At 63.2% G+C, this 21,285-nt stretch carries 13 protein-coding genes; 7 read left to right on the top strand and 6 right to left on the bottom strand.

Annotated features, from left to right (window positions below; translation table 11 throughout):
* Window positions 1-247 precede the first annotated feature (247 nt).
* The 3 genes from pstB to CYR52_RS13020 are packed head-to-tail and all read right to left on the bottom strand — an operon-like array spanning window position 248 to window position 4,792.
* Window positions 248-1,057 carry a phosphate ABC transporter ATP-binding protein PstB gene (gene pstB, locus CYR52_RS13030; protein ID WP_072930327.1) on the bottom strand — a complete coding sequence of 270 codons (810 nt, stop codon included), beginning with the start codon at window positions 1,055-1,057 and terminating at the stop codon, window positions 248-250.
* A gap of 25 nt (window positions 1,058-1,082) precedes the next feature.
* Window positions 1,083-2,750, bottom strand: coding sequence for a phosphate ABC transporter permease PstA (pstA, locus tag CYR52_RS13025; RefSeq protein WP_072930325.1), 1,668 nt, complete (start codon window positions 2,748-2,750; stop codon window positions 1,083-1,085).
* On the bottom strand, window positions 2,747-4,792 hold the full coding sequence (locus CYR52_RS13020) for an ABC transporter permease subunit (RefSeq protein WP_101828725.1): 2,046 nt from the start codon (window positions 4,790-4,792) through the stop codon (window positions 2,747-2,749). The genes pstA and CYR52_RS13020 overlap by 4 nt, the downstream gene beginning before the upstream one ends.
* A 404-nt stretch (window positions 4,793-5,196) precedes the next feature.
* On the opposite strand from CYR52_RS13020, the gene ppk1 reads away from it, so the two are divergent.
* Window positions 5,197-7,266, top strand: coding sequence for a polyphosphate kinase 1 (gene ppk1, locus CYR52_RS13015; RefSeq protein ID WP_072930321.1), 2,070 nt, complete (start codon window positions 5,197-5,199; stop codon window positions 7,264-7,266).
* A gap of 4 nt (window positions 7,267-7,270) precedes the next feature.
* Window positions 7,271-8,836 carry an exopolyphosphatase gene (gene ppx / locus CYR52_RS13010; protein ID WP_101828721.1) on the top strand — a complete coding sequence of 522 codons (1,566 nt, stop codon included), beginning with the start codon at window positions 7,271-7,273 and terminating at the stop codon, window positions 8,834-8,836.
* A 19-nt stretch (window positions 8,837-8,855) separates the two neighbouring features.
* Here the strand turns inward: ppx and CYR52_RS13005 are convergent, their stop codons facing one another.
* Window positions 8,856-9,842 carry a LacI family DNA-binding transcriptional regulator gene (locus CYR52_RS13005; RefSeq protein ID WP_101828720.1) on the bottom strand — a complete coding sequence of 329 codons (987 nt, stop codon included), beginning with the start codon at window positions 9,840-9,842 and terminating at the stop codon, window positions 8,856-8,858.
* A 199-nt stretch (window positions 9,843-10,041) separates the two neighbouring features.
* On the opposite strand from CYR52_RS13005, the gene CYR52_RS13000 reads away from it, so the two are divergent.
* From CYR52_RS13000 to CYR52_RS12985, 4 genes are all read left to right on the top strand, one after another.
* Window positions 10,042-10,950, top strand: coding sequence for an ROK family protein (locus CYR52_RS13000; protein WP_101828719.1), 909 nt, complete (start codon window positions 10,042-10,044; stop codon window positions 10,948-10,950).
* A 432-nt stretch (window positions 10,951-11,382) separates the two neighbouring features.
* A complete protein-coding gene (locus CYR52_RS12995; RefSeq protein ID WP_394854003.1) occupies window positions 11,383-11,547 on the top strand; it encodes a YfgG family protein in 165 nt (54 codons plus the stop codon).
* Between the two features lie 106 nt (window positions 11,548-11,653).
* Complete coding sequence (mgtE, locus tag CYR52_RS12990) at window positions 11,654-13,087, top strand: magnesium transporter (protein WP_101828718.1); 1,434 nt, start codon at window positions 11,654-11,656, stop codon at window positions 13,085-13,087.
* A 296-nt stretch (window positions 13,088-13,383) separates the two neighbouring features.
* Window positions 13,384-16,356 (top strand): PAS domain S-box protein, encoded by a 2,973-nt coding sequence (locus CYR52_RS12985; RefSeq protein WP_072930419.1) that lies wholly within the window; start codon window positions 13,384-13,386, stop codon window positions 16,354-16,356.
* Between the two features lie 28 nt (window positions 16,357-16,384).
* On the opposite strand, the gene alkA is transcribed toward CYR52_RS12985, so the two are convergent.
* Together alkA and pqqU are read right to left on the bottom strand one after the other, a co-directional pair.
* Entirely contained in the window at window positions 16,385-17,272 is an 888-nt protein-coding gene (gene alkA, locus CYR52_RS12980; RefSeq protein ID WP_241506098.1) for a DNA-3-methyladenine glycosylase 2, read from the bottom strand.
* 115 nt (window positions 17,273-17,387) lie between these two features.
* On the bottom strand, window positions 17,388-19,526 hold the full coding sequence (pqqU, locus tag CYR52_RS12975) for a TonB-dependent receptor PqqU (protein ID WP_101828723.1): 2,139 nt from the start codon (window positions 19,524-19,526) through the stop codon (window positions 17,388-17,390).
* Between the two features lie 273 nt (window positions 19,527-19,799).
* On the opposite strand from pqqU, the gene yegD reads away from it, so the two are divergent.
* Window positions 19,800-21,152, top strand: coding sequence for a molecular chaperone (gene yegD, locus CYR52_RS12970; RefSeq protein ID WP_072930298.1), 1,353 nt, complete (start codon window positions 19,800-19,802; stop codon window positions 21,150-21,152).
* Window positions 21,153-21,285 lie beyond the last annotated feature (133 nt).

The following is a 21,285-nucleotide window of genomic DNA, read 5'->3' as shown; positions in this document are numbered from 1 at the left end:
CACCCAAGGCGCGGGGATGCAAGGGGCGCGCGCCTACGCGCCCCTTGCGCGGTGGCGGCAGCGGAGCCGCAGAAAGACGCCGGGCGTATGCCAACGCAACATACCTCGATCTTTTTTAAAGTGGAGCACATAGGCGCACATGAACAACCGAAACATGCCACTTAACCAACAACTGAAACCTGCCACCTAACTCATTAAAAGCTGTACCACGTACATCAATCCCCCTGGGTGCAGGGCCAACGCCCTGCTATCCAAATCTCCCGGTAATATAATCCTCCGTCCTCCGCTGGCGCGGCGACGTAAACAACCGGTCGGTATCCCCATACTCCACCAACGCCCCCTGGTGGATAAACGCCGTGTAATCCGAGACGCGCGCGGCCTGCTGCATATTGTGCGTCACCAGCACCACGGTGAACCGCTCCTTCAGCGCGCCGATCAGCTCCTCAATCGTCAGCGTGGAAATCGGGTCAAGCGCCGAGGTCGGCTCATCCAGCAACAAGACCTCCGGCTCAATCGCAATCGCCCGCGCAATCACCAGCCGCTGCTGCTGGCCGCTGGAGAGGCGCAGGGCATTCTCCTTCAACCGGTCTTTGACTTCATGCCACAACGCCGCCGCCCGCAGGGCGGTCTCGACGGCTTCGTCCAGCAGCCGCCGGTCGCTGATGCCCTGCACCCGCAGGCCATACACCACATTCTCATAAATCGATTTCGGAAACGGGTTCGGCCGCTGGAACACCATCCCGACCCGCCGCCGCAGGGCCGTCACATCCACCTGATCGCCATACACCGGGCTGCCGCCGAGACGGATGTCACCCTCAATCCGGCAGGCTTCCAGCAGATCATTCATCCGGTTAAAACATCGCAACAAGGTGGACTTGCCGCAGCCGGACGGGCCGATCAGCGCCGTGACCCGGTGGCGCGGAATGCGCAGCGAAATATCATGCAACGCCTGCTTGCCGCCATACCACAGGTTCAGCGCCTGCACCTCCAGCGCGGTGTCGGCATCGCTGAGCCGCGACACATCCGGCAAGGGCTCGCCGCCCAGTAATGATCTCATCACTCTCTCCTACACAGGCCGGGCATCAGACGCCCAGCGAACGGAATTTTTCACGCAACGAATGGCGCAGCCCCATCGCCGCCAGGTTCAGGCCCACCACCATCACCACCAGCAGCAGCGCCGTGGCGTAGACCAGCGGCTGGGCTGCCTCCACGTTCGGGCTTTGCAGCGCCATGTCATAGATCTGGAAGCCCAGATGCATAAATTTACGGTCAAGGTGGAGGTACGGGAAAATGCTGTCCACCGGCAACGCCGGGACGGATTTCACCACCCCCACCAGCATCAGCGGCGCGGTTTCCCCCGCGGCACGGGCGATCGCCAGAATCATGCCGGTCAGCATCGCCGGCACCGCCATCGGCAGCACGATGCGCCAGAGCGTCTGCGCCTGTGTCGCCCCCAGCGCCAGCGACCCCTGCCGCAGGGCCACCGGAATGCGCGACAACCCCTCCTCCGTGGCGACAATCACCACCGGCAGCGTCAGCAGCGCCAGCGTCAGCGCGGCCCACAGCACGCCGGGCGTGCCGAAAGTCGGGTCAGGCAGCGCCTGCGGGAACAGCAACTGGTCAAGCGTTCCGCCGATGACATACACAAAAAAGCCCAGCCCGAACACGCCGTACACAATCGACGGCACCCCCGCCAGGTTCACCACCGCAATCCGCAGCAGGCGCGTCAGCCAGTGCCGCCCGGCATATTCATGCAGGTAAACCGCGGCGATCACCCCGAGCGGCATCACCATCACTGACATCAGCACCACCATCAGCACCGTGCCGAACAGCGCCGGGAAAATGCCGCCGGCGGTATTCGAGGCGCGCGGGTTCTCACTCAGGAAAGCCCACCCGGCGCGCAGCGTGTGCATCAGCTTCTGCGGCAGGCTCATGGCATTCGGATACCAGGCGTTATGCACCTCATTCAGCGGCAGCGTGTGGATCTTCCCGGCCGCATCGCGCAGCAACAGGGCGTCACGCTGACGATCCTGGTTGATGCTTTCAAGCTCGGTGGTCAGGCGGTTGAACTGGTACTCCACCTCAATCCGCTCCGCGTGTAAGCGTGACACCGCCTGTGGGGTAAGCCGCCCGGTCATCGCCAGTTGCCGCTCCTCCAGCCGCAGCACCTCAAACCGGTGGTTGACCCGCGCCAGCGCATGGTGCTGCACATGCCGGGCGCGGTCTGCCAGCGCCCGGTTTTCCGGGATGCGGCGCAGCAGCTCGGCAGCCAGGTTGCGCGCTACCAGCGGCTGGCCGTTTTCCAGCATCCCGGCCAGCGTGCCGTACACCAGCCCGCTCTCCTCCCGGTCAATCACCAGCACCTCCGGCGGTGCGCGGCGGGCCAGCACATCGTTTTCCGCTACCAGCATAAATTCGCGCGCGCTGTCCGGCCCGGCGTTCAGGTCGCGGTTCGCGACCTTAATCAACAGCCGCGTCACGTTGGCGGGCGCGTCCGGCGGCAGCGGCACCCCCGCCTCGCGCAGCTGTTGCCGCGGCACGGTTGGGCGGGCATACAGTTCACCCAGCAACTGGCTCTGCCCGGCCAGCGGTGCGCGCAGCGTGAACTGGTAAACGGTCGCGGGCCAGAAACTGCGTACCCCCTGCCCGGCCAGCAGCAGGATAATCCCGGCCAGCGCCAGCACGCTCACGGCCACGGCGGCCGCCGTCAGCCAGATCCACGGGGTGCCCGTCCGCCGCCAGCCGATCATGCGCCCTCCTGATTCTGGCTGTAGCGCGTGCGCAGCCGCTGGCGGATAAGCTCCGCCAGCGTGTTCAGCACAAAGGTAAAGAGGAACAGCACCAGCGCCGTCAGCATCAGCACGCGGTAGTGCCCGCTGTCTGCCACTGCCTCCGGCAGCTCAATCGCGATATTGGCGGCCAGCGCGCGCAGCCCCTGGAACAGGCTGCCATCCATGATCGGCGTATTGCCGGTCGCCATCAGCACAATCATTGTTTCCCCTACTGCCCGGCCAAAACCAATCATCAGGGCGGAGAAAATCCCGGCCCCGGCAGCAGGCACAATCACCCGGCGCAAGGTCTGCCACGGGGTGGCCCCCAGCGCCAGCGAGCCCTGGCTCAGCAACGGCGGCACGCTGAACAGCGCATCCTCCGCCAGGGTGAAGATCACCGGCACCAGCGCAAAGCCCATCGCGACCCCGACCACCAGCGTATTGCGCGGCTGGTAACCCTCGCCCAACCACTGTGCCAGCGGCATCGTGAACAGGGCCTGCTCCAGCCAGGGGCTGACACGGCACACCAGCCAGACAATCCCGGCCAGCAGCGGCAGCAGGAAGAACACTTCGCGCCCGGCGGTACGCCAGCGCAGGCGCGCCGCCAGCAAACTGGCCGCCAGCGCCACCAGCGCCAGCAACCACGGCAGCAGCAGCACACCGAGCAGCATATGTTGCAACAGCGGGGCCAGCCAGATGCCGGCAATCAGGCCTATCACCACCGTGGGCAGTGCCCCCATCACCTCCAGCGCCGGTTTCACCAGCCGCCGCAGGCGTGGGGTCATAAACCAGGCGGTGTAGGCCGCGCCGCTCAGCGCCAGCGGCACCGCAAACAGCATCGCGCAGAGTGCCGCTTTCAGCGTCCCGGTGATCACCGGCATCAGGCTGAGTTTCGGCTGGTAACCCTCTGCGGCGGAGGTGCTCTGCCAGACATACGCCGGTTCGGGGTAGCCCTCATACCAGACTTTCTGCCACAACGTGCGCAGGCTGATGTCCGGGTAGGGGTTGGTGACGCAGAGCGTCAGCCAGCCCTGCGGCGTCTCGGCCAGCAGCCCGTCCCCCTGCGGGGAGAAGGCCATCCGGCGCACGTCGGGCAGCGGGCGGCTCAGCAGCGGTTCGGTACGCACCACGGCGTTCAGCGTCAGCGTGTTGTGCGCATCCAGCGCGGCAAACACCCGCCGCATCGGTTCTGCCGCCAGTTGTCTGACCTGTTGCGGGGGGAAATCACGGATGCGCGTCAGCCGCGGCCCCTGTGGCCCGTTGACGTCAAACCATTGCGAGAGCCGGCCCCCGGCGTTCACCAGCAGCGAGCCGCCGCCGCTGAGCAGCGTGACCGTGACCGGGCCGCGATCCGCCAGCGCCACGCTCTGGCGCAACTGGATGCCGCCGTTGTGCAGGGTGTAGATCTGCAACAGCGGGCCGGTTTGCAGGAACAGCAGGCGGCCGTTGGGCGTCAGGTTGAGGGAGTCAGGCACCGCGGCCAGCGGCAGGGTGAGATCGAGGCCGGACGGCAGATCACGCACCCGCAGGCGGCGATCGGCCGTCACGGCAGCCGCCCGCAGCGGCACGCCCTCCCCCATCACCAATGCCAGCCGCACCAGCGGCTCACCGGCATCATCGAGGGCCAGCGGCGTCCGGCCGTAAGGGAAAGCCCAGTGCGGGGGCTGGCCGGCCAGCGGCAGCACCGGCTGCACCAGCGTGACGCGGCCATCCGCGCCGCCGAGGCCATACACCGGCATCACGCCGCCGGTGTGGGCCAGCGCCGTGACGGCCGGGGCCAGCGACGTGGTGAGCGGCGTCACCGCCTGTGAGGTCGCAGCCAGCGGGATGTAGGCCCCCTGCCCTTGTGCATCCAGCCGGTAGCCCCACCGGTGATCCGGCAGCATCCCCATCGCCAGCGCCGGCGGGTCGGTATTGAAGCGCAGCGTGACCGGTTCACTCACAGAGGCCGGCCGGAACAGCGGCCAGATGCTGTAAAGCAGCCAGACAAAAATCAGCATCAGCGTTAACAGCACCAGCATACCGCAGCCGGTCACGCCGTAGCGTATCAGGCGGTCTGTCCTGGCACGGCGGCGATCTGAAGAAAGAGGTAGGTCACGTATCTGCACTGCCCATCCTGCATAAAAAAGTAAAAATAGCCTGACATTGCGGCGGGGCAACCTGCCCGCCAACCGTACGTCCGACCGGGCATCTTATGCCAGATTAATGATCAATGCATGACAATGTTAACCACTGAGAATGGTTGGACTTTGTTGTCATTATTTCGCAATAATGTTGTGAGAGACTCGCCACCCATTACAGGGGATGGGTCGTTGAGCGCTGTGTTCTGCACGATGACTCCCTCCTGGAATTTGTATGCCGGAAAGGCATTGCCCGTTCAGTGGCCTACGGGAAAAAAGCTTCAGGCTCAATGAATGGAGTGACAATGGGACAAGAAAAGCTATACACAGAAAAAGAGCTAAGTTGGTTATCTTTCAATGAAAGGGTATTGCAGGAAGCGGCTGACAAGTCAAATCCCCTCATTGAACGTATGCGTTTTCTGGGCATTTACTCAAATAACCTTGATGAGTTTTATAAAGTCCGTTTTGCTGAACTGAAACGACGGATTCTGATCAGCGAAGAACAAGGTTCAATGGGTGCCTCGCGACACCTGCTCAAACGCATCCAGGCCAAGGTGCTGAAAACCGAGCAGGAATTTGACAACCTGTATAATGATTTGCTGCTGGAGATGGCGCGTAATCAGATCTTCCTGATTAACGAACGCCAGCTGTCAGAGAACCAGCAAGCCTGGTTGCGCCACTACTTCAAGCACTCGCTGCGTCCGTATATCACGCCAATCCTGGTCGATCAGGACACCAATCTGGTGCAGTTCCTGAAAGACGACTACACCTATCTGGCGGTGGAAATTATCCGTGGCGAGCAGATCAACTACGCCTTGCTGGAGATCCCGTCCGACAAGGTACCGCGTTTTGTCGATTTGCCGCCGGAAGCCCCGCGCCGCCGCAAGCCGATGATCCTGCTGGACAATATCCTGCGTAACTGCCTGGATGACATCTTCAAAGGCTTCTTTGATTATGACGCGCTGAACGCCTACTCGATGAAAATGACGCGTGACGCCGAATATGATCTGGTCACCGAGATGGAATCAAGCCTGCTGGAACTGATGTCCTCCAGCCTCAAGCAGCGCCTGACGGCAGAACCGGTGCGCTTTGTTTACCAGCGCGACATGCCGGACGAGATGGTGGAGTTACTGCGCGAAAAACTCGGCATCTCCAACTATGACTCGGTTATCCCCGGCGGCCGCTACCATAACTTCAAAGATTTCATCGGTTTCCCGAACGTCGGCAAGGCCAACCTGGTCAACCGGCCGATGCCGCAGCTTCGCCACATCTGGTTCGACCGCTTCCGCAACGGCTTTGACGCCATCCGCGAACGCGATGTGCTGCTCTATTACCCGTACCACACCTTCGAGCATGTGCTGGAGCTGCTGCGCCAGGCGTCGTTTGACCCGAGCGTACTGGCGATCAAGATCAACATCTACCGCGTCGCCAAGGATTCGCGCATCATCGAATCGATGATCCACGCCGCGCACAATGGTAAAAAAGTCACGGTGGTGGTGGAGTTGCAGGCGCGCTTCGATGAAGAAGCCAATATCCACTGGGCCAAGCGGCTCACCGAAGCCGGTGTGCATGTGATTTTCTCGGCGCCGGGGCTGAAAATCCACGCCAAGCTGTTTTTGATCTCACGGCTGGAAAACGATGAAATCGTGCGTTATGCGCACATTGGAACCGGTAACTTCAACGAAAAAACCGCGCGCCTCTATACGGACTATTCGTTGCTGACCGCTGACGCGCGCATCACCAACGAAGTGCGCCGGGTATTCAACTTTATTGAGAACCCGTACCGCCCGGTGACCTTCGACCACCTGATGGTGTCACCGCAGAACTCACGCCGGATGCTTTATGCACTGATTGACCAGGAAATCGTCAATGCCCAGTCCGGCGGCACAGGCGGCATTATTCTGAAAGTGAACAACCTGGTCGATAAAGGCCTGATTGACCGGCTCTATGCCGCCTCCGGTGTCGGGGTGAAAATCCGCCTGCTGGTACGCGGGATGTGTTCACTGGTGCCGAACCTGCCGGGCATCAGCGACAATATCCAGGTCACCAGTATTGTCGACCGGTTCCTGGAGCATGACCGGGTCTATGTGTTTGAAAATAATGGCGATCAAAAAGTGTTCCTCTCCTCTGCCGACTGGATGACGCGCAACATCGATTTCCGTATTGAAGTGGCGGTCGGGCTGCTCGATCCGCGGTTGAAACAGCGGGTGCTGGATATTCTGGACATCTTGCTGAACGATACCGTCAAGGCACGTTATATTGATAAAGAGCTGAGTAACCGGTATGTTCCGCGCGGCAACCGCCGTAAGGTAAGGGCGCAGACTGCCATTTACCATTATCTAAAGACTCTGGAACAACCAGACAAACAGGCCTGAGACTATGCCGTTACAACACATTCCTTCTGCCAAACCCCAGGAGATTGCCGCCGTCGATCTGGGCTCGAACAGCTTCCATATGGTGATCGCCAGGGTGGTCAACGGGGCACTGCAGGTGCTCGGCCGCCTGAAACAGCGGGTGCACCTGGCTGACGGGCTGGACAGCCGCAACGTACTGAGTGAAGAAGCCATGCAACGCGGCCTGGCCTGTCTGGCGCTGTTTGCCGAACGGCTCCAGGGCTTCTCGCCGGACAATGTCACCATTGTCGGCACCCACACCCTGCGTGAGGCGGTCAATGCGGAAGAGTTCCTGCAACGTGCCGCCGAGGTGATCCCCTACCCGATTGAGATCATCTCCGGGCAGGAGGAAGCGCGCCTGATTTTCATGGGTGTCGAGCACACCCAGCCGGAAAAAGGGCGCAAGCTGGTGGTGGACATCGGCGGCGGCTCCACGGAGCTGGTGATCGGTGAAGATTTTGAGCCGTTGCTGGCAGAAAGCCGCCGGATGGGCTGTGTGAGCTTCGCCCAGATCTTCTTCCGGGACGGGGAAGTGAACCCGGCTAACTTCCGCCGCGCCCGCCTGGCGGCGGCGCAAAAGCTGGAGACACTGGCATGGCAGTACCGCATCCAGGGCTGGCAGTATGCGCTGGGGGCCTCCGGCTCCATCAAAGCGATTGTGGAAGTGCTGGTGGAGAGCGGCGAAAAAGATGGCCTGATCACCCCGGAGCGGCTGGAGTCGCTGGTGGCGCAGGTATTGAAGTTCAAAAACGTCAAATCCCTGAGCCTGCCGGGCCTCTCTGAGGATCGTAAAACGGTGTTTGTGCCGGGGCTGGCGATCCTGTGCGGCGTGTTTGATGCGCTGGCGCTGAAATCGCTGCGCCTGTCAGACGGCGCATTGCGTGAAGGGGTGCTGTATGAGATGGAAGGCCGCTTCCGTCATCAGGACATCCGCAGCCGCACCGCCCGCAGCCTGGCCGACCACTACAACATTGACCGTGAACAGGCGCGCCGCGTGCTGGACACCAGCGTCCACCTTTACAACCAGTGGCAGGCGCAGAACCCGAAGCTGGTGCATCCGCAACTGGAAGCGCTGCTGAAGTGGGCGGCGTTGCTGCATGAGGTGGGGCTGAGCATCAACCATACCGGTATGCATCGCCACTCCGCGTATATCCTGCAAAACACCAACCTGCCGGGCTTCAACCAGGAGCAGCAGATACTGCTGGCGGCGATGGTGCGGCTGCACCGCAAAGCGATCAAGCTGGAAGAGTTGCCGCGCCTGAACCTGTTCCGCAAAAAAGAGTACCTGCCGATGATTCAGCTGCTGCGCCTGGGCGCGTTGCTGAACAACCAGCGCCAGTCCACCACCACGCCGGAAACCCTGCGGCTGGAGACGGACGACAACCACTGGACGCTGACCTTCCCGGCCGGGTATCTCTCGCAGAATATGCTGGTGCAGCTCGACATTGAGCGCGAGCAGGAATACTGGCATGACGTGACCGGCTGGAAGCTGCACATTGCGGAAGAAGAGCCGGCTGACGGCGGCCCCGAGGCAGACGCGCCCGACGCCTGACCGCCACGGCAGCGCCTTTTCACGTTGTGGATTGGCTGCTGCCGCGCACTACCAGCGTCACCGGTAACTGCCGCTGCGGCGGCGGTTCTTCCGGCCCGGCCAGCAACATCTCTACCGCCTGCCGCCCCAGCGCGGCTTTGTCCACCGCCAGCGTGGTCAGCGACGGCACCACCTGCGCCGCCGCCTCAATATCATCAAACCCCACTATCGCCAGTTGCTCCGGCACCCGGATACCCGCCTCACGGCACACCCGCAGCGCAATCAGCGCCACCGCATCATTACAGGCAAACAGCGCGTCCGGGGGCACCGGCAGCGCCAGCAAGTGCCGCACCGCCTGCGCCAGCCCCTCTTCCGTCTCATCACCCGGCGGGGCCACCACCTCGAGTGCCGGATCGTTGAGGATTTGCGCCTCAAACAGCGCCTGCCGGTAACCCTTTTCCCGCTCGCGCAAACTGAAATGGGCCAGCGAGCGGGTCAGAAACGCGATGCGGCGGCGGCCGAGATCGATCAGGTGGCGGGTCGCCAGATAGCCGCCCTGCTGGTTGTCCGGGTTAATGGCGGCGAGGCCGGGCTGCCACAGGTCAGCCAGCACCACCGGTTTGCCGCTCGCCTTCAGCAGCGCCAGCCGTTCCGGCTCCAGGTATCCGGCACATAAAAAGGCGTCCGGCTCATGCAGCCGGATCGCTGCGGCCAGTGAATCCGCCGGGCTGGTCGCCAGCACGCTGAGCACAATGCCGCGTTCGCGGCAGGCACTCTCTGCGCCCAGCAGCACCGCCGAGTAAAACGGCAGGGCCAGCGCGATGTTGTGCTGGCGGTGCAGCACAAACAGCACACGTTTGATTGGGCTGTTTTGCAGGCGGCTGAAGTCATACCCCAGCCGGCGCGCCACCTCCACAATGCGCGTACGCGTGGCCTCTTTCAGCCCCGGCTGGCCTTTCAGCGCGCGTGACACCGCCCCGACGGACACCCCTGCCTGCTGTGCAATATCCCGGATTCTGACCGCCATACTTTCCCTTGTTCTGCTGCCTGCCCGCGCAGGCGAAGCGGCCATCGTAACTGTTTAATAAACAAAATGCGACATCCTGCCCTTTTTTGCCTGATTACTCCCCATTATGCGCAGCGATCACCCTTTTCACTGCTTTTTGTTTACTAAACAAAATGAGCGGCGTAGGCTCATCCCTACCATTTATCAGGGAGAGACCCTTATGCATCGATTAGGGCTGGATATCGGCGGCACAAAAACAGAAGCAGTCCTGTTTTCCGAACAGGGCGAGGTGCTGGAGAAACAGCGCCACGCCACGCAAAAAGCCACCTATGCAGAATTTCTTACCACGCTCAGCCGGCTGATCCTGGGGCTGCGTCAGCGCCACCACGCACCGTTTTCCATCGGCCTCTGTTTGCCCGGCAGCATGTCGCCCCTCACCGGGCTGGTTAAAAACTCCAATATCCTGGTGCTGAACGGGCAGCCGTTGCAGCGCGATCTCAGGGAACAGTTGCAGCAGCCGGTGGCGATCGCCAATGACGGCAACTGTTTTGCGCTCTCCGAAGCGGTGGACGGTGCCGGGCGTGACCATGAAATCGTCTTCGGCGTGACCCTCGGCACCGGCTGCGGCGGCGGCCTCAGCATCGGCAAGCGCATGATCACCGGCAACAACGGCAATGCCGCCGAATGCGGCCATAACCCGCTGCCCGGTTATACACCGGAACAGGATGGCCCGCCGGTCACCTGTTACTGCGGGCAGCAGAACTGCGTGGAGTCCTTTGTTTCCGGCACCGGCCTGTCACAGCGGTTTGCCGTGCAACAGGGCGAAACCCTGCCCGCTGCGGCGATTATTGAGCGGATGCGCCAGGGCGATCCGGCGGCCGTGGCGCAATTTGCCCTGTACCGTGACCAGCTGGCGCGCACGCTGGCCTCGGTGGTCAACCATCTGGACCCCGGTGCGATTGTGCTGGGCGGCGGGTTGTCCAATGTGCCGGAAATCTACCCCGGCCTGGAGGCGCTGACCGGCCGCTACACCTTCACCGATACCTTCACCACCCGCATCCTGCCTGCCCTCCACGGTGACAGCAGCGGCGTGCGCGGCGCCGCCTGGCTCGGCACGCGCTGCCCGTAGGCTCGGCACGCGCTGCCCGTAGGCTCGGCACGCGCTGCCCGTAGGCTCGGCACGCGCTGCCCGTAGGCCCGGCACGCGCTGCCCGTAGGCCCGGCACGCGCTGCCCGTAGGCCCGGCACGCGCTGCCTTTAGGCCCGTACACGCTGCCTTTAGGCCCGGCGTCCGTTGCCGGGCCGCTGTTATCGTTGTGCCTGTTGACCGGGATCATGGCAGGCACACTTCGGCGTCTGTTTTCACCCGCTGTTGAGGTGCGATTTAGGCGGATCGCCTATCTTAGGGGCGTACCGCCTGCGACTGTTTATTTTTTATACTGGACAGGCGTTTTAAAAAGCTTTTACACTTTCAAATGAAATCAACCCATTACCGGAACCCGCCGCACACGGTGCGGTTTCTGCTCTGGAGAACCGTATGCGCCGGCGCACAAACGTCCGCATGACTAAAATCGTTCTGGCCATCAGCTTTATCTTCCTGCTGGGGCGCATGATCTACGCCGGGATCGGCGCGGTCACCCACCATCAGGAGAAGCGGCTGATCCCACTGGATCACACCACCACCCAAACGATCCCCCCGCGCGACCCGCCACCCGCTTCGCACTGAGCCGCAGCGCACCCCGCTGCCATGTTCTACCCTTGATCACAGCCCGGTAAGGGGATACCGCGCCGGTTAGCGCTTGATTGCACTGTTGCATATAAAAGGGAACCCGATGTCTGCCGCCAATCACAACACCAAAAAACTTGCGGAAACCCGCAGCCGCATTCTGGCGCTGCTGCAAAATAATGATGAACTGGTCGAGGATTTGCTGGAGGAGCGCGCGCCCGATGCGCCGCCCAGCCCACCCGAGCTGCTCGACCAGACGGCCGAACTCCAGCTGCTGCTGCGCAGCCTGCACGCCGCCGACCTGGCGGATCTGCTGGAAGGGCTGCCGCGCGATGAACGCCTGGCACTCTGGGGGCTGGTGGGCAATACCGTCCGCGGCCAGGTGCTGGTCGAGGCCAGTGAAACCGTCTGGGACAGCCTGATCGAAGAGATGAGCGACCGCGACCTGCTGCGGGCGATCGCCACGCTGGATATTGACGAACAGGTCTACCTGGCTGAATACCTGCCGCGTAACCTCACCGGGCGGGTGCTCACCTCGCTGGAGCCGGAACAGCGCGCCCAGGTGCGCGAAGTGATGAAGTTTGACCGCGACACCGTGGGCCGCATCATGGATTTTGAACTGGTCACCGTGCGCCCCAGGGTGACGCTGGCCACCGTGCAGCGTTACCTGCGCAAACGCGGGCGTGTGCCGGACTCCACCGACAAAATCTTCGTCACGGACCGGCGCAATACCCTGCTCGGCGAACTGCCGCTGACCGCCATCCTGCTCCACCCGCCGAAAATGACCGTGGCGGAGCTGATGGACCGTGACCCGACCACCTTCACACCGGACGAAAAAGCAGAAGATGCCGCCGGGGCGTTTGAGCGCTATAACCTGATCACCGCCCCGGTGGTGGATGCGCGCGGCAAACTGATGGGCCGCCTGACGGTGGAGGAGATCCTCGATGTGGTCAACGAGGAGAGTGACAACAACCTGCGGCGGATGGGCGGCCTCAGCCAGGAGGAGGATCTCTTCTCACCGGTAGGCAAAGCCGTGCGTAACCGCTGGGCGTGGCTGGCGATCAACCTCTGCACGGCGTTTGTCGCCTCCAGGGTCATCGGCCTGTTTGAGCACACCATTTCCGAACTGGTGGCGCTGGCCGCGCTGATGCCGATCGTCGCCGGGATCGGCGGCAACACCGGCAACCAGACCATCACCATGATTGTGCGCGCGCTGGCGCTGCACCAGCTCCAGAGCGGCAGCGTCTCCTTCCTGATGCTGCGTGAACTCGGGGTTGCGCTGATCAACGGGCTGGTGTGGGGCGGGCTGATGGGCATCGTCACCTGGCTGCTTTACCATGACTGGCAGATGGGCGCAGTCATGACGCTGGCGATGGTGCTGAACCTGCTGGTGGCCGCGTTGATGGGCGTGCTTATCCCAACCACGATGGTGCGCTTCGGCCGCGATCCGGCGGTCGGCTCCAGCGTGATGATTACCGCCATCACCGACACCGGCGGCTTTTTCATCTTCCTCGGGCTTGCCACGCTTTTCCTGCTGTAACACGCAGGTGGCCCACGCCGCGAAATACCCCCCTTATGCCGGGCTGATACACCGATTGGCCCGGCAGTTCTGCGCTAAAATAGGGAAAGAACGCGCCTTTACCGCCGGAATACGGCGTGCCGGGCGCGTCTCTGCATAAAAAGAATGTGACCACTATGATTACTTTGATAAATTATTTCACAGTATAAGGCATCACCCACCGGGCGTGGATGCCTGCCCCGCACACTGCGGCTTCCGGGTCTGCTGCGTCCGGCGGCGACGATAAAAAAGGCCCTGATGTGGAAAGCAACCTGAAGATGGCAGCGATACAACAGCAACGCCCCGGCTGGCGCACCCTGGGCGGCGTTATCCTGCTGGTCTTTTTACTGGCGCTGTTTTGCCTGCGCTTTACCCTGGTCGACGGGCTTATCGTGTCGCTCTGGCTGCCGACTGCGCTGATGATTGCCCTGCTCTACCGCTTCCCGCACCGTACCTGGCCGGCACTGCTGCTGGGGTCTGCCGCTGCGATGGCCGGGGCCAACCTGCTTTGCGGGGTGCCGCCCGGCTTTTTCCTGCCGCTGACGTTGATCAACATGGCAGAATCGGTGCTGGCGGCCACCCTGTTGCGCCGCCTGTTGCCGGCCGATGACCCGCTGGCCAACGTCAAGAGCTGGATTACCTTTGTGCTGGCCGCCGTGGTGTTTACCCCGATGGTCAGCGCCTTCGTGATGCTGATCCCGCACCTCAACACGCCCGATCTGCTGCCGAACCGCTTTCGCATCTGGTTCATTTCGGAGGCGCTCGGCATCCTGACCGTAACGCCTCTCGGGCTGCTCTGCCACCGTGCGTCGCTACAGCGGTTGCTGCATTCGCCGCGCCTGCCGGAGATGCTGTTGCTGCTGGCCGGCACGCTGGGGGGCAGTTGCCTGGCGCTGTTCTGGCTGCCCTACCCGTTCGCTTTTATCTCGCTGCTGCTGCTGACCGCCTCCATCCGCCTGCACCGGCTGGAAGCGCAGCTGATCTTCTTCGCGCTGACGGTGATGGTGTCGCTGCTGATTGCCGGGGGGCAGATGAGCCACATCCGTTATCCCGCCTACTCGCCGCTGCTCAACTATGTGCCGCTGCTGCTGATCCTGCTGCCGGCCAACGCCATGACCATTGTGATGCACGGGCTGAAAGTTGAACGCGCGCACATTGTGGAAAGCGAAAACCGCTTCCGCAATGCGATGGAGTATTCCGCCATCGGCATGGCGCTGGTGTCACCGCAGGGGCATTGGTTGCAGGTCAATCAGGCGCTGTGCACGCTGCTGGGTTACAGCGCGGACGCCCTGAAAAAGATGACGTTCCAGGACATCACCCACCCGGATGATCTCGGCTCCGATCTCCAGCAGTTACAGGCGCTGCTGGACGGCACAATCCAGAGTTACAGCATGGAGAAACGCTACCGCCGCCATGACGGCGAGATGGTGTGGGCCTTGCTGGCAGTGTCGCTGGTACGGGATGAGCAGCAGCACCCGCTCTATTTTATCTCGCAGATTGAGGACATCAGCAGCCTGAAGCAGACGGAACAGGCCAATAACCAGCTGACCGAGGCACTGCACGAAGAGAAAGAGCGGCTGCACATCACCCTCGACGCCATCAACGAGGCGGTGATCTGCACCAACCGCGCCAAGGCGATTACCTTTATGAACCCGGTTGCGGAGCGGATGACCGGCTGGCGGGCGGAACAGGCGATGGGGCAGCACATTGACGAAGTGGTGCACCTGACGCGCGGCCTGGAGGGCCCGCGGGTGGCCAACCTGCTGCCGTTTGACGCCAACGAGGGGCTGAACAGCGCCATTGAACAGGCGCTGGTGCTCAGCAACAACAAAGGCGAATCGTTTGAGATCCAGCGGGCGGTGTCGCCCTTGAGGACGCTGGATCAGGAGCTGCTCGGCATGGTGCTGGTGTTGCAGGACGTCAGCAAATCCCGCGAGCTGATGCGCAAGCTGAGCTACAACGCCTCCCACGATGCGCTCACCGGCCTGCCCAACCGCACCAGCTTTGAGCGCGATCTGCATCAGGCGCTGATGCTCACGGCCAACGAGGGGCAGCAGCACGGGCTGGCGTTTTTGGATCTCGACCGTTTCAAAGCGGTGAACGATACCGCCGGCCATGCCGCCGGTGATGAACTGCTGCGCCAGATAAGCCAGCTGATGCAGGAGAGCCTGCGCAACAGTGACCGGCTGGCGCGGCTGGGCGGCGACGAGTTCGCCATCCTGATGTTTGACTGCGCGCTGGAACCGGCGCATGAGCGGGTACGGGTGCTGGTACAGAAAATCAACGGCTTCCGCTTCTACTGGGAGCAGAAGATCTACCGCATCGGGGCCAGCGCCGGGGTGACGCTGATTGCCGATCCACAGCTGACCGCCGGGGAGCTGATGTCACAGGCGGACGTGGCCTGTTACGCCGCCAAACACAGCGGGCGCGGGCAGGTGGTGGTGTATCAGGCGCGCCAGACGCGGCTGCTGGAGAAAGACAGCGTGCTGCTTAGCCCGGCGCAGATTGCACGCATCCTGGAAGATAACCAGCTGACGCTGTCGGCGCGGGCCGCGGCCCCGCCCAAAACGCCGCTCTCCACCTGTTTCTACCAGCTCTCGGTGGAGGTGGCGACAGCCGAGGAGACCGGGGCCACCAATGAGGCGTTCCACGCCACCGTGGCGCTGCTGGGCATGGAGGCCAACGTGGATGCCTGGCTGGTGCGGCGGGTGCTGCTGGCCTATGGGCCGGAGATTGCGCGCAAAGGGCTGGCGGTGTCACTGACGCTGAGCGAAAGCGGGCTGACCAGCCCGGCCCTGCACGCAGCGCTGTTCAGCGCCCTGCGCCAGACGGTGATCCCACCGGCCCTGCTGCTGTTCCGGCTGGACGAAAGCGTGCTGCTGCAACACCTGCCGGCGGCGGAAACCCTGCTGAAAACCCTGAAACAGCAAGGGTGCGGCATCATCATCGGCCATGCGGGCCACCAGCTGGCGGCGCTGAGCGATCTGCCGTCCGGGCTGGCGGACTACCTGCAACTCGACCCGAAATTTGTGACCCAGGTACATTGCAACCAGATGGACGAGATCCTGGTGAATATCGTGCACGGCACCGCCCACCGGTTACAGGCACAGACGATCGCCGGGCCGGTAGACCTGCCCGCCACCCACCAGAAACTGACGGAGATGGGCATCGACCTGATCGAGGGTGACGTGGTTGCCGCGCCGCAGCCGCTGGAAGGGCTGCTCAGCAGCGGTTATTTCGCCATGCGCTAGCGGCCCCCGGCCCTGCGCCGTCCGCACGTCAGGCGCTGCCGTCCGGCACCCAGTCGGAGGCGAGCCACAAATGCAGCGTGGCGTAGGAGCGGAACGGCTGCCAGCGCGCCGCATAACGCGCAATCTGCCCCGGTGTCATGCCGGGGAAACGCTGCTTGATCAGGTAATCGCTGGTCAAAAACACATCCCGCGCCGCCCAGGCGCGCATCCCGATATAGCTGGCCGTCCAGGGGCCGATGCCCGGCTGCGCCAGCAACTGCCGCATCCCCTGTTCCGCATCCGGCACCGCATCCACGTCGAGTTCCCCGTCGGCCACCGCCCGCGACAGCGCAATCAGACAGGCCGAACGCCGCGCCTGCACGCCAATTGACCGCAGGTCATCTACCGTCAGGCGGGCGATCGCCGCCGGTTGCGGAAACAGCACGCTGAGCCGGTCGTGCGGCATTGCCAGTGGGGTGCCCCAGCGCGCCGCCAGCCGCTCGGTCAGCGTGGCAGCCATCTTCACGCTCACCAGCTGGCCGAGGATGCCGCGCACCGTCTGCTCGTAACCGTGCACCGACCCGGCGATCCGCAGCCCCGGCCGGTCAGCCGCCAGCGGCCCCAGCACGGCGGCGATCGCCTGAGGGTCAGCATCCAGATCCCACTGCCGCCGCACGCGCCGCACCACCTCCGCCCGCTGCGGATGGAGTGACGGCGAAATGTGCAGCGCCAGCGCCGCCTCACCCGGCACCGGGGCGATGCGGTAACAGCCGGGCACGCCGCCGACCACCAGCGTGCGCTGGTAATGGTGCGCGTCCCCCGCTTCCACCCCGGCAATGGCACGCGTTTGCAGGAAGCCGTGCACCAGCGCCCAGTCGTAAGGCGGCGTGTAGGGTAACAGGCTAACGTCGGGATGCCACAGGGCAGAATCGGTCACGGGTGAACTCCTTTCAGCGCAAAACCTCTAGTTAAGCTGCCCGGCCCCGATCCTGTCAATTGCGCGGCGCCCACAAAAAAGGGCACCCGGAGGTGCCCTGCAACGCGGTCAGCGGTTACTCGAAACTGTAGGCCAGCGTCAGGCCGCCGCCCCAGTTACGGCCGGGGGCCGGTTCGTAGTAGCGGCCGTTGCCCTCGTTGACGATCACCGAGCCGACATACCGGCGGTCGAACAGGTTATCCACCCGGCCAAACACATCCAGCAACCAGTTGCCGTGGCGGAATTTGTAGCCGGTGTTCAGCGCGGTCACGGCGTAGGACGGTGCCTGTTCGCTGTTTTCATCATTGACCTGGATATCGCTCATGTAGCGGATTTCACCGCCCGCGTACCAGCCCTCGTCCGGTACCCAGCCGAGCGACGCATAACCCATATTCCGCGCGATGCCCGGCAGGCGGTGGCCGGCGGTGCCGCTACAGACGCCTTCGCTGCACTGGTCATCGCGGTAGGTGGCGTCCAGCAGCGTCCAGGCCATGTTGAGCCGCCACGCCTCGCCGAATTGCTGGTCCAGCGCCAGCTCCACGCCGCGGCGGCGGGTTTTCCCGGCGTTGGTGTAGCTGGTGCGGCCATTGCTGCTCTCGGCCACCACAATTTCGTTGCTGGTGTTAGTTTCAAACAGCGCGGTGGTGAACAGGCCGTTGCCGACGCGCAGTTTGCTGCCCAGCTCCACGCTGTCGCTGGTGGCCGGTTGCAGCGCAAAGTTCAGCCCTGCCAGCCCGTTGCTGCGGTAGGAGAGCTCATTGATGGTCGGCGTCTCCACGCCGCGCCCGGCGGAGGCGTAAAGGTTCCAGCCCTCATTCACCGCGTACTTCAGCGAGCCGACCGGCAGCCAGCGGTGGTAGTTGGCGTCGCCGCTGTCATCACCGTTGCCTGCCGTGATGTAGTGATCATTGGAATCGAAGTTAACGGTGGTGTAGCGCACCCCGGCGTCCAGCGTCCATTTCGGCGTCAGTTGCCAGGAGGTTTGCAGGTACGGGTCGAGGTTCCACATCAGGTTGCGCTCATTGCGGCGCAGGTTGCCCATGTTGCCCAGCTCGGCCACCCCGTTGTTCAGCGTGAAGTTTTCATACCCTTTGCGCTGCTCACTCATGGTTTCATAGTCAAGCCCGGTGGTCAGCGTGACCGGCACGCCCAGCTCGCCGCGGTGCGTCCAGCGGGTGTCGATGCCGTGGTAGTGGCGCGTCAGGCCGATCACCCCGCCCGGCTGCTGCGGGTTGGCCTGGGTGCTGACCGGGATCGACTGGTACTGCGTGGTTTCCCGCTGCCCGGCATAAGCCATGATGCTCAGGTCATCCTTCTCGCTCAGCTCGCGCTGGTAGCGCAGCCCGGCCTGGGTCTGGGTGGTGGTTTTGTGGGTATTGAACTGCTCTGCGCGCGTCGCCTGGCGCGGGTTGTCATGCCACTGGGCATTGGTCAGGCCGCCGGGATCGTCGGCGTCGATGTCCACGCTGTTGAAAATCAGCGTCAGGGTGCTGACATCATCAATGCGCACGCCGAGTTTGGCGTTGCCGAGGTTTTTTTGCGCGCCGCTGTGGTCACGGTAGCCGTGGGTGGTAAACCGGGTGGCGGAGACGGCGTAGTTGACGTCCCCGGCCTGGGTGCCGTCGCCGGTGGCCCCGGTGGCTTTTACGCCGTAGCGCCAGCTGCCGTAACTGCCGTAGTACATGCCCGCTTCCAGCGTCGTGGGCTGGCTGCCGGTGACGGTATCCACATTCACCACCCCGCCGGACGCGTTGCCGTAGAGTGCCGAATAGGGGCCGCGCAGCACTTCTACCCGGTCAACCGAGTTGAGGTCAATGTTGGAGGTGTAGCCCTGCCCGTCGGGCATGGTGGCCGGGATGCCGTCAACGTAGATGCGCACGCCGCGCACGCCGTACATCGAACGTGCGCCGAAACCGCGCACCGAGAGCTGCAAATCCTGCGCATAGTTCTGCCGGTTTTGCACCTGCAGGCCGGGCACCGCGCCCAGGCTCTCGGAGAGGTTGATTTCCGGTTTCGCCCGGCGGAACTCCTCCCCGTTCACCACGCTGACGGCGGCCGGGGAATCGAGTTCTGACAGTCCGGCCGGGGCCGGGGTGGCGGTGACCACCATCGTTTGTTCATCGGTGTCCGCCGCCTGGGCGGTGGGGGGCAGCCACGGCAGCAACGCCGGGATCATCAGTGAGCAGGCAGAACGTACAGTACGTGGTGTTTTCATAAGGTATCGCGCCAAAAATGAAAAAGAGAAATGAACCAAAAGGAACAGCCGCCGCATAGCGTAGTCCATCCCAGGCACCGCATGACTTTCTTGTGGCATAACGTTAAGACGCGGTTGATAAAACAGCCGGCGGGGGCGGTATCAGGAGTATAGGAGCTGAGTAAAATAACCGCGGTTAATTTCACCCCATCAACGCGGGGCGGCGGGTTTGGCTTGCCCGATGCGCCGCTCTCCGGTAAAGTCGCGCCCTTTTATTTGGCATGGGGGTAAGAGATGTTTATCGGTTTTGACTATGGCACGGCAAACTGTTCAGTGGCGGTAATGCGCGAGGGCGACGCCGTGTTGCTGCCGCTGGAGAATGAGACACCCTACCTGCCCTCCATGCTGGCCGCCCCGACGCGCGAGGCAGTCAGTGAGTGCTTACATCGTCACTGGCAGGTTCCGACCGGCAGTGATGAGAACCAGCAATTGCTGCGCCGCGCCATCAACCTCAACCGTGAAGAAGACATCCCGGTCAACGCGGACAGCGTGCTGTTCGGGCTGGCGGCGCTGGGGCACTACGTGGAAGACCCGGAAGAGGTTTACTTCGTTAAATCGCCGAAATCCTTTTTGGGTGCCAATGGGCTGAAGCCGCAGCAGATCGCGCTGTTTGAGGATCTGGTGTGCGCCATGATGTTCCACATCAAGCGCCAGGCGGAGAACACCCTGCAACAGCCGATTACGCAGACGGTGATTGGCCGCCCGGTCAACTTCCAGGGCACCGGCGGTGACGAGGCGAACCAGCAGGCGCAGGGCATCCTGCACCGGGCAGCGGCCCGTGCCGGTTTCCGGGACATTGAATTCCAGTTTGAGCCGGTGGCGGCGGGGCTGGATTTCGAGGCAACACTGACACAAGAGAAGACGGTGCTGGTGGTGGACATCGGCGGCGGTACCACCGACTGTTCGGTGCTGCTGATGGGGCCGGCCTGGCGCAACCAGGCCGATCGCCAGCAGAGTTTGCTGGGCCACAGCGGCTGCCGCGTAGGCGGGAACGATCTGGACATTATGCTGGCTTTCCGCCAGTTGATGCCGCTGTGCGGCCTCGGCAGTGAAACCACCAAAGGGCTGGGCATCCCGGCGCTGCCGTTCTGGAACGCGGTGGCGACCAACGATGTCCCGGCGCAGAGTGATTTTTACAGCGTGGCCAACGGCCGTCTGCTGCGTGACCTGATCCGTGACGCCGCCGACCCGGCGCGCGTGCAGCGTTTACTGAAGGTGTACCAGCAGCGCCTGAGCTACCGGCTGGTGCGCGCGGCGGAAGAGAGCAAAATCGCCCTCTCCCACGATGCTGAGATCCGCACCGCGCTGGACTTCGTGGAAGCCTCCCTGAGCGAGCGCATCACCCAGCAGCAGTTAGGCGAGGCGATAAGCCAGCCGCTGGCGCGCATTCAGGAGCAGGTGACGGTGGCGCTGGAAGGCAGCGCCGTCACGCCGGACGTCATCTACCTCACCGGCGGCAGCGCCCGTTCCCCGCTGCTGCGCGCCGCGTTGCAGGCGCAGTTACCCGGCATCCCGCTGGTCGGCGGCAACGATTTCGGCTCTGTCACCGCCGGTCTCGCCCGCTGGGCAGAGGTGCTTTACCGGTAAAAGAAAATCCGCCCCTACTCTTTCCTTACATACTCAAAGATTTGCAGTCTGGTGGGGGCGTAAAAATCATTGCCGAGTGGAGCCGCAGGGCCGGGTGAGCGGGCAGGACGCCCGCGAAAGTCGCAGCCACGCC

It is taken from the genome of Chimaeribacter arupi, assembly GCF_002858805.1.
In the GTDB taxonomy this organism is placed as follows: Bacteria; Pseudomonadota; Gammaproteobacteria; order Enterobacterales; family Enterobacteriaceae; genus Chimaeribacter; species Chimaeribacter arupi.
This window is presented reverse-complemented; position numbering and strand designations above follow the sequence as displayed.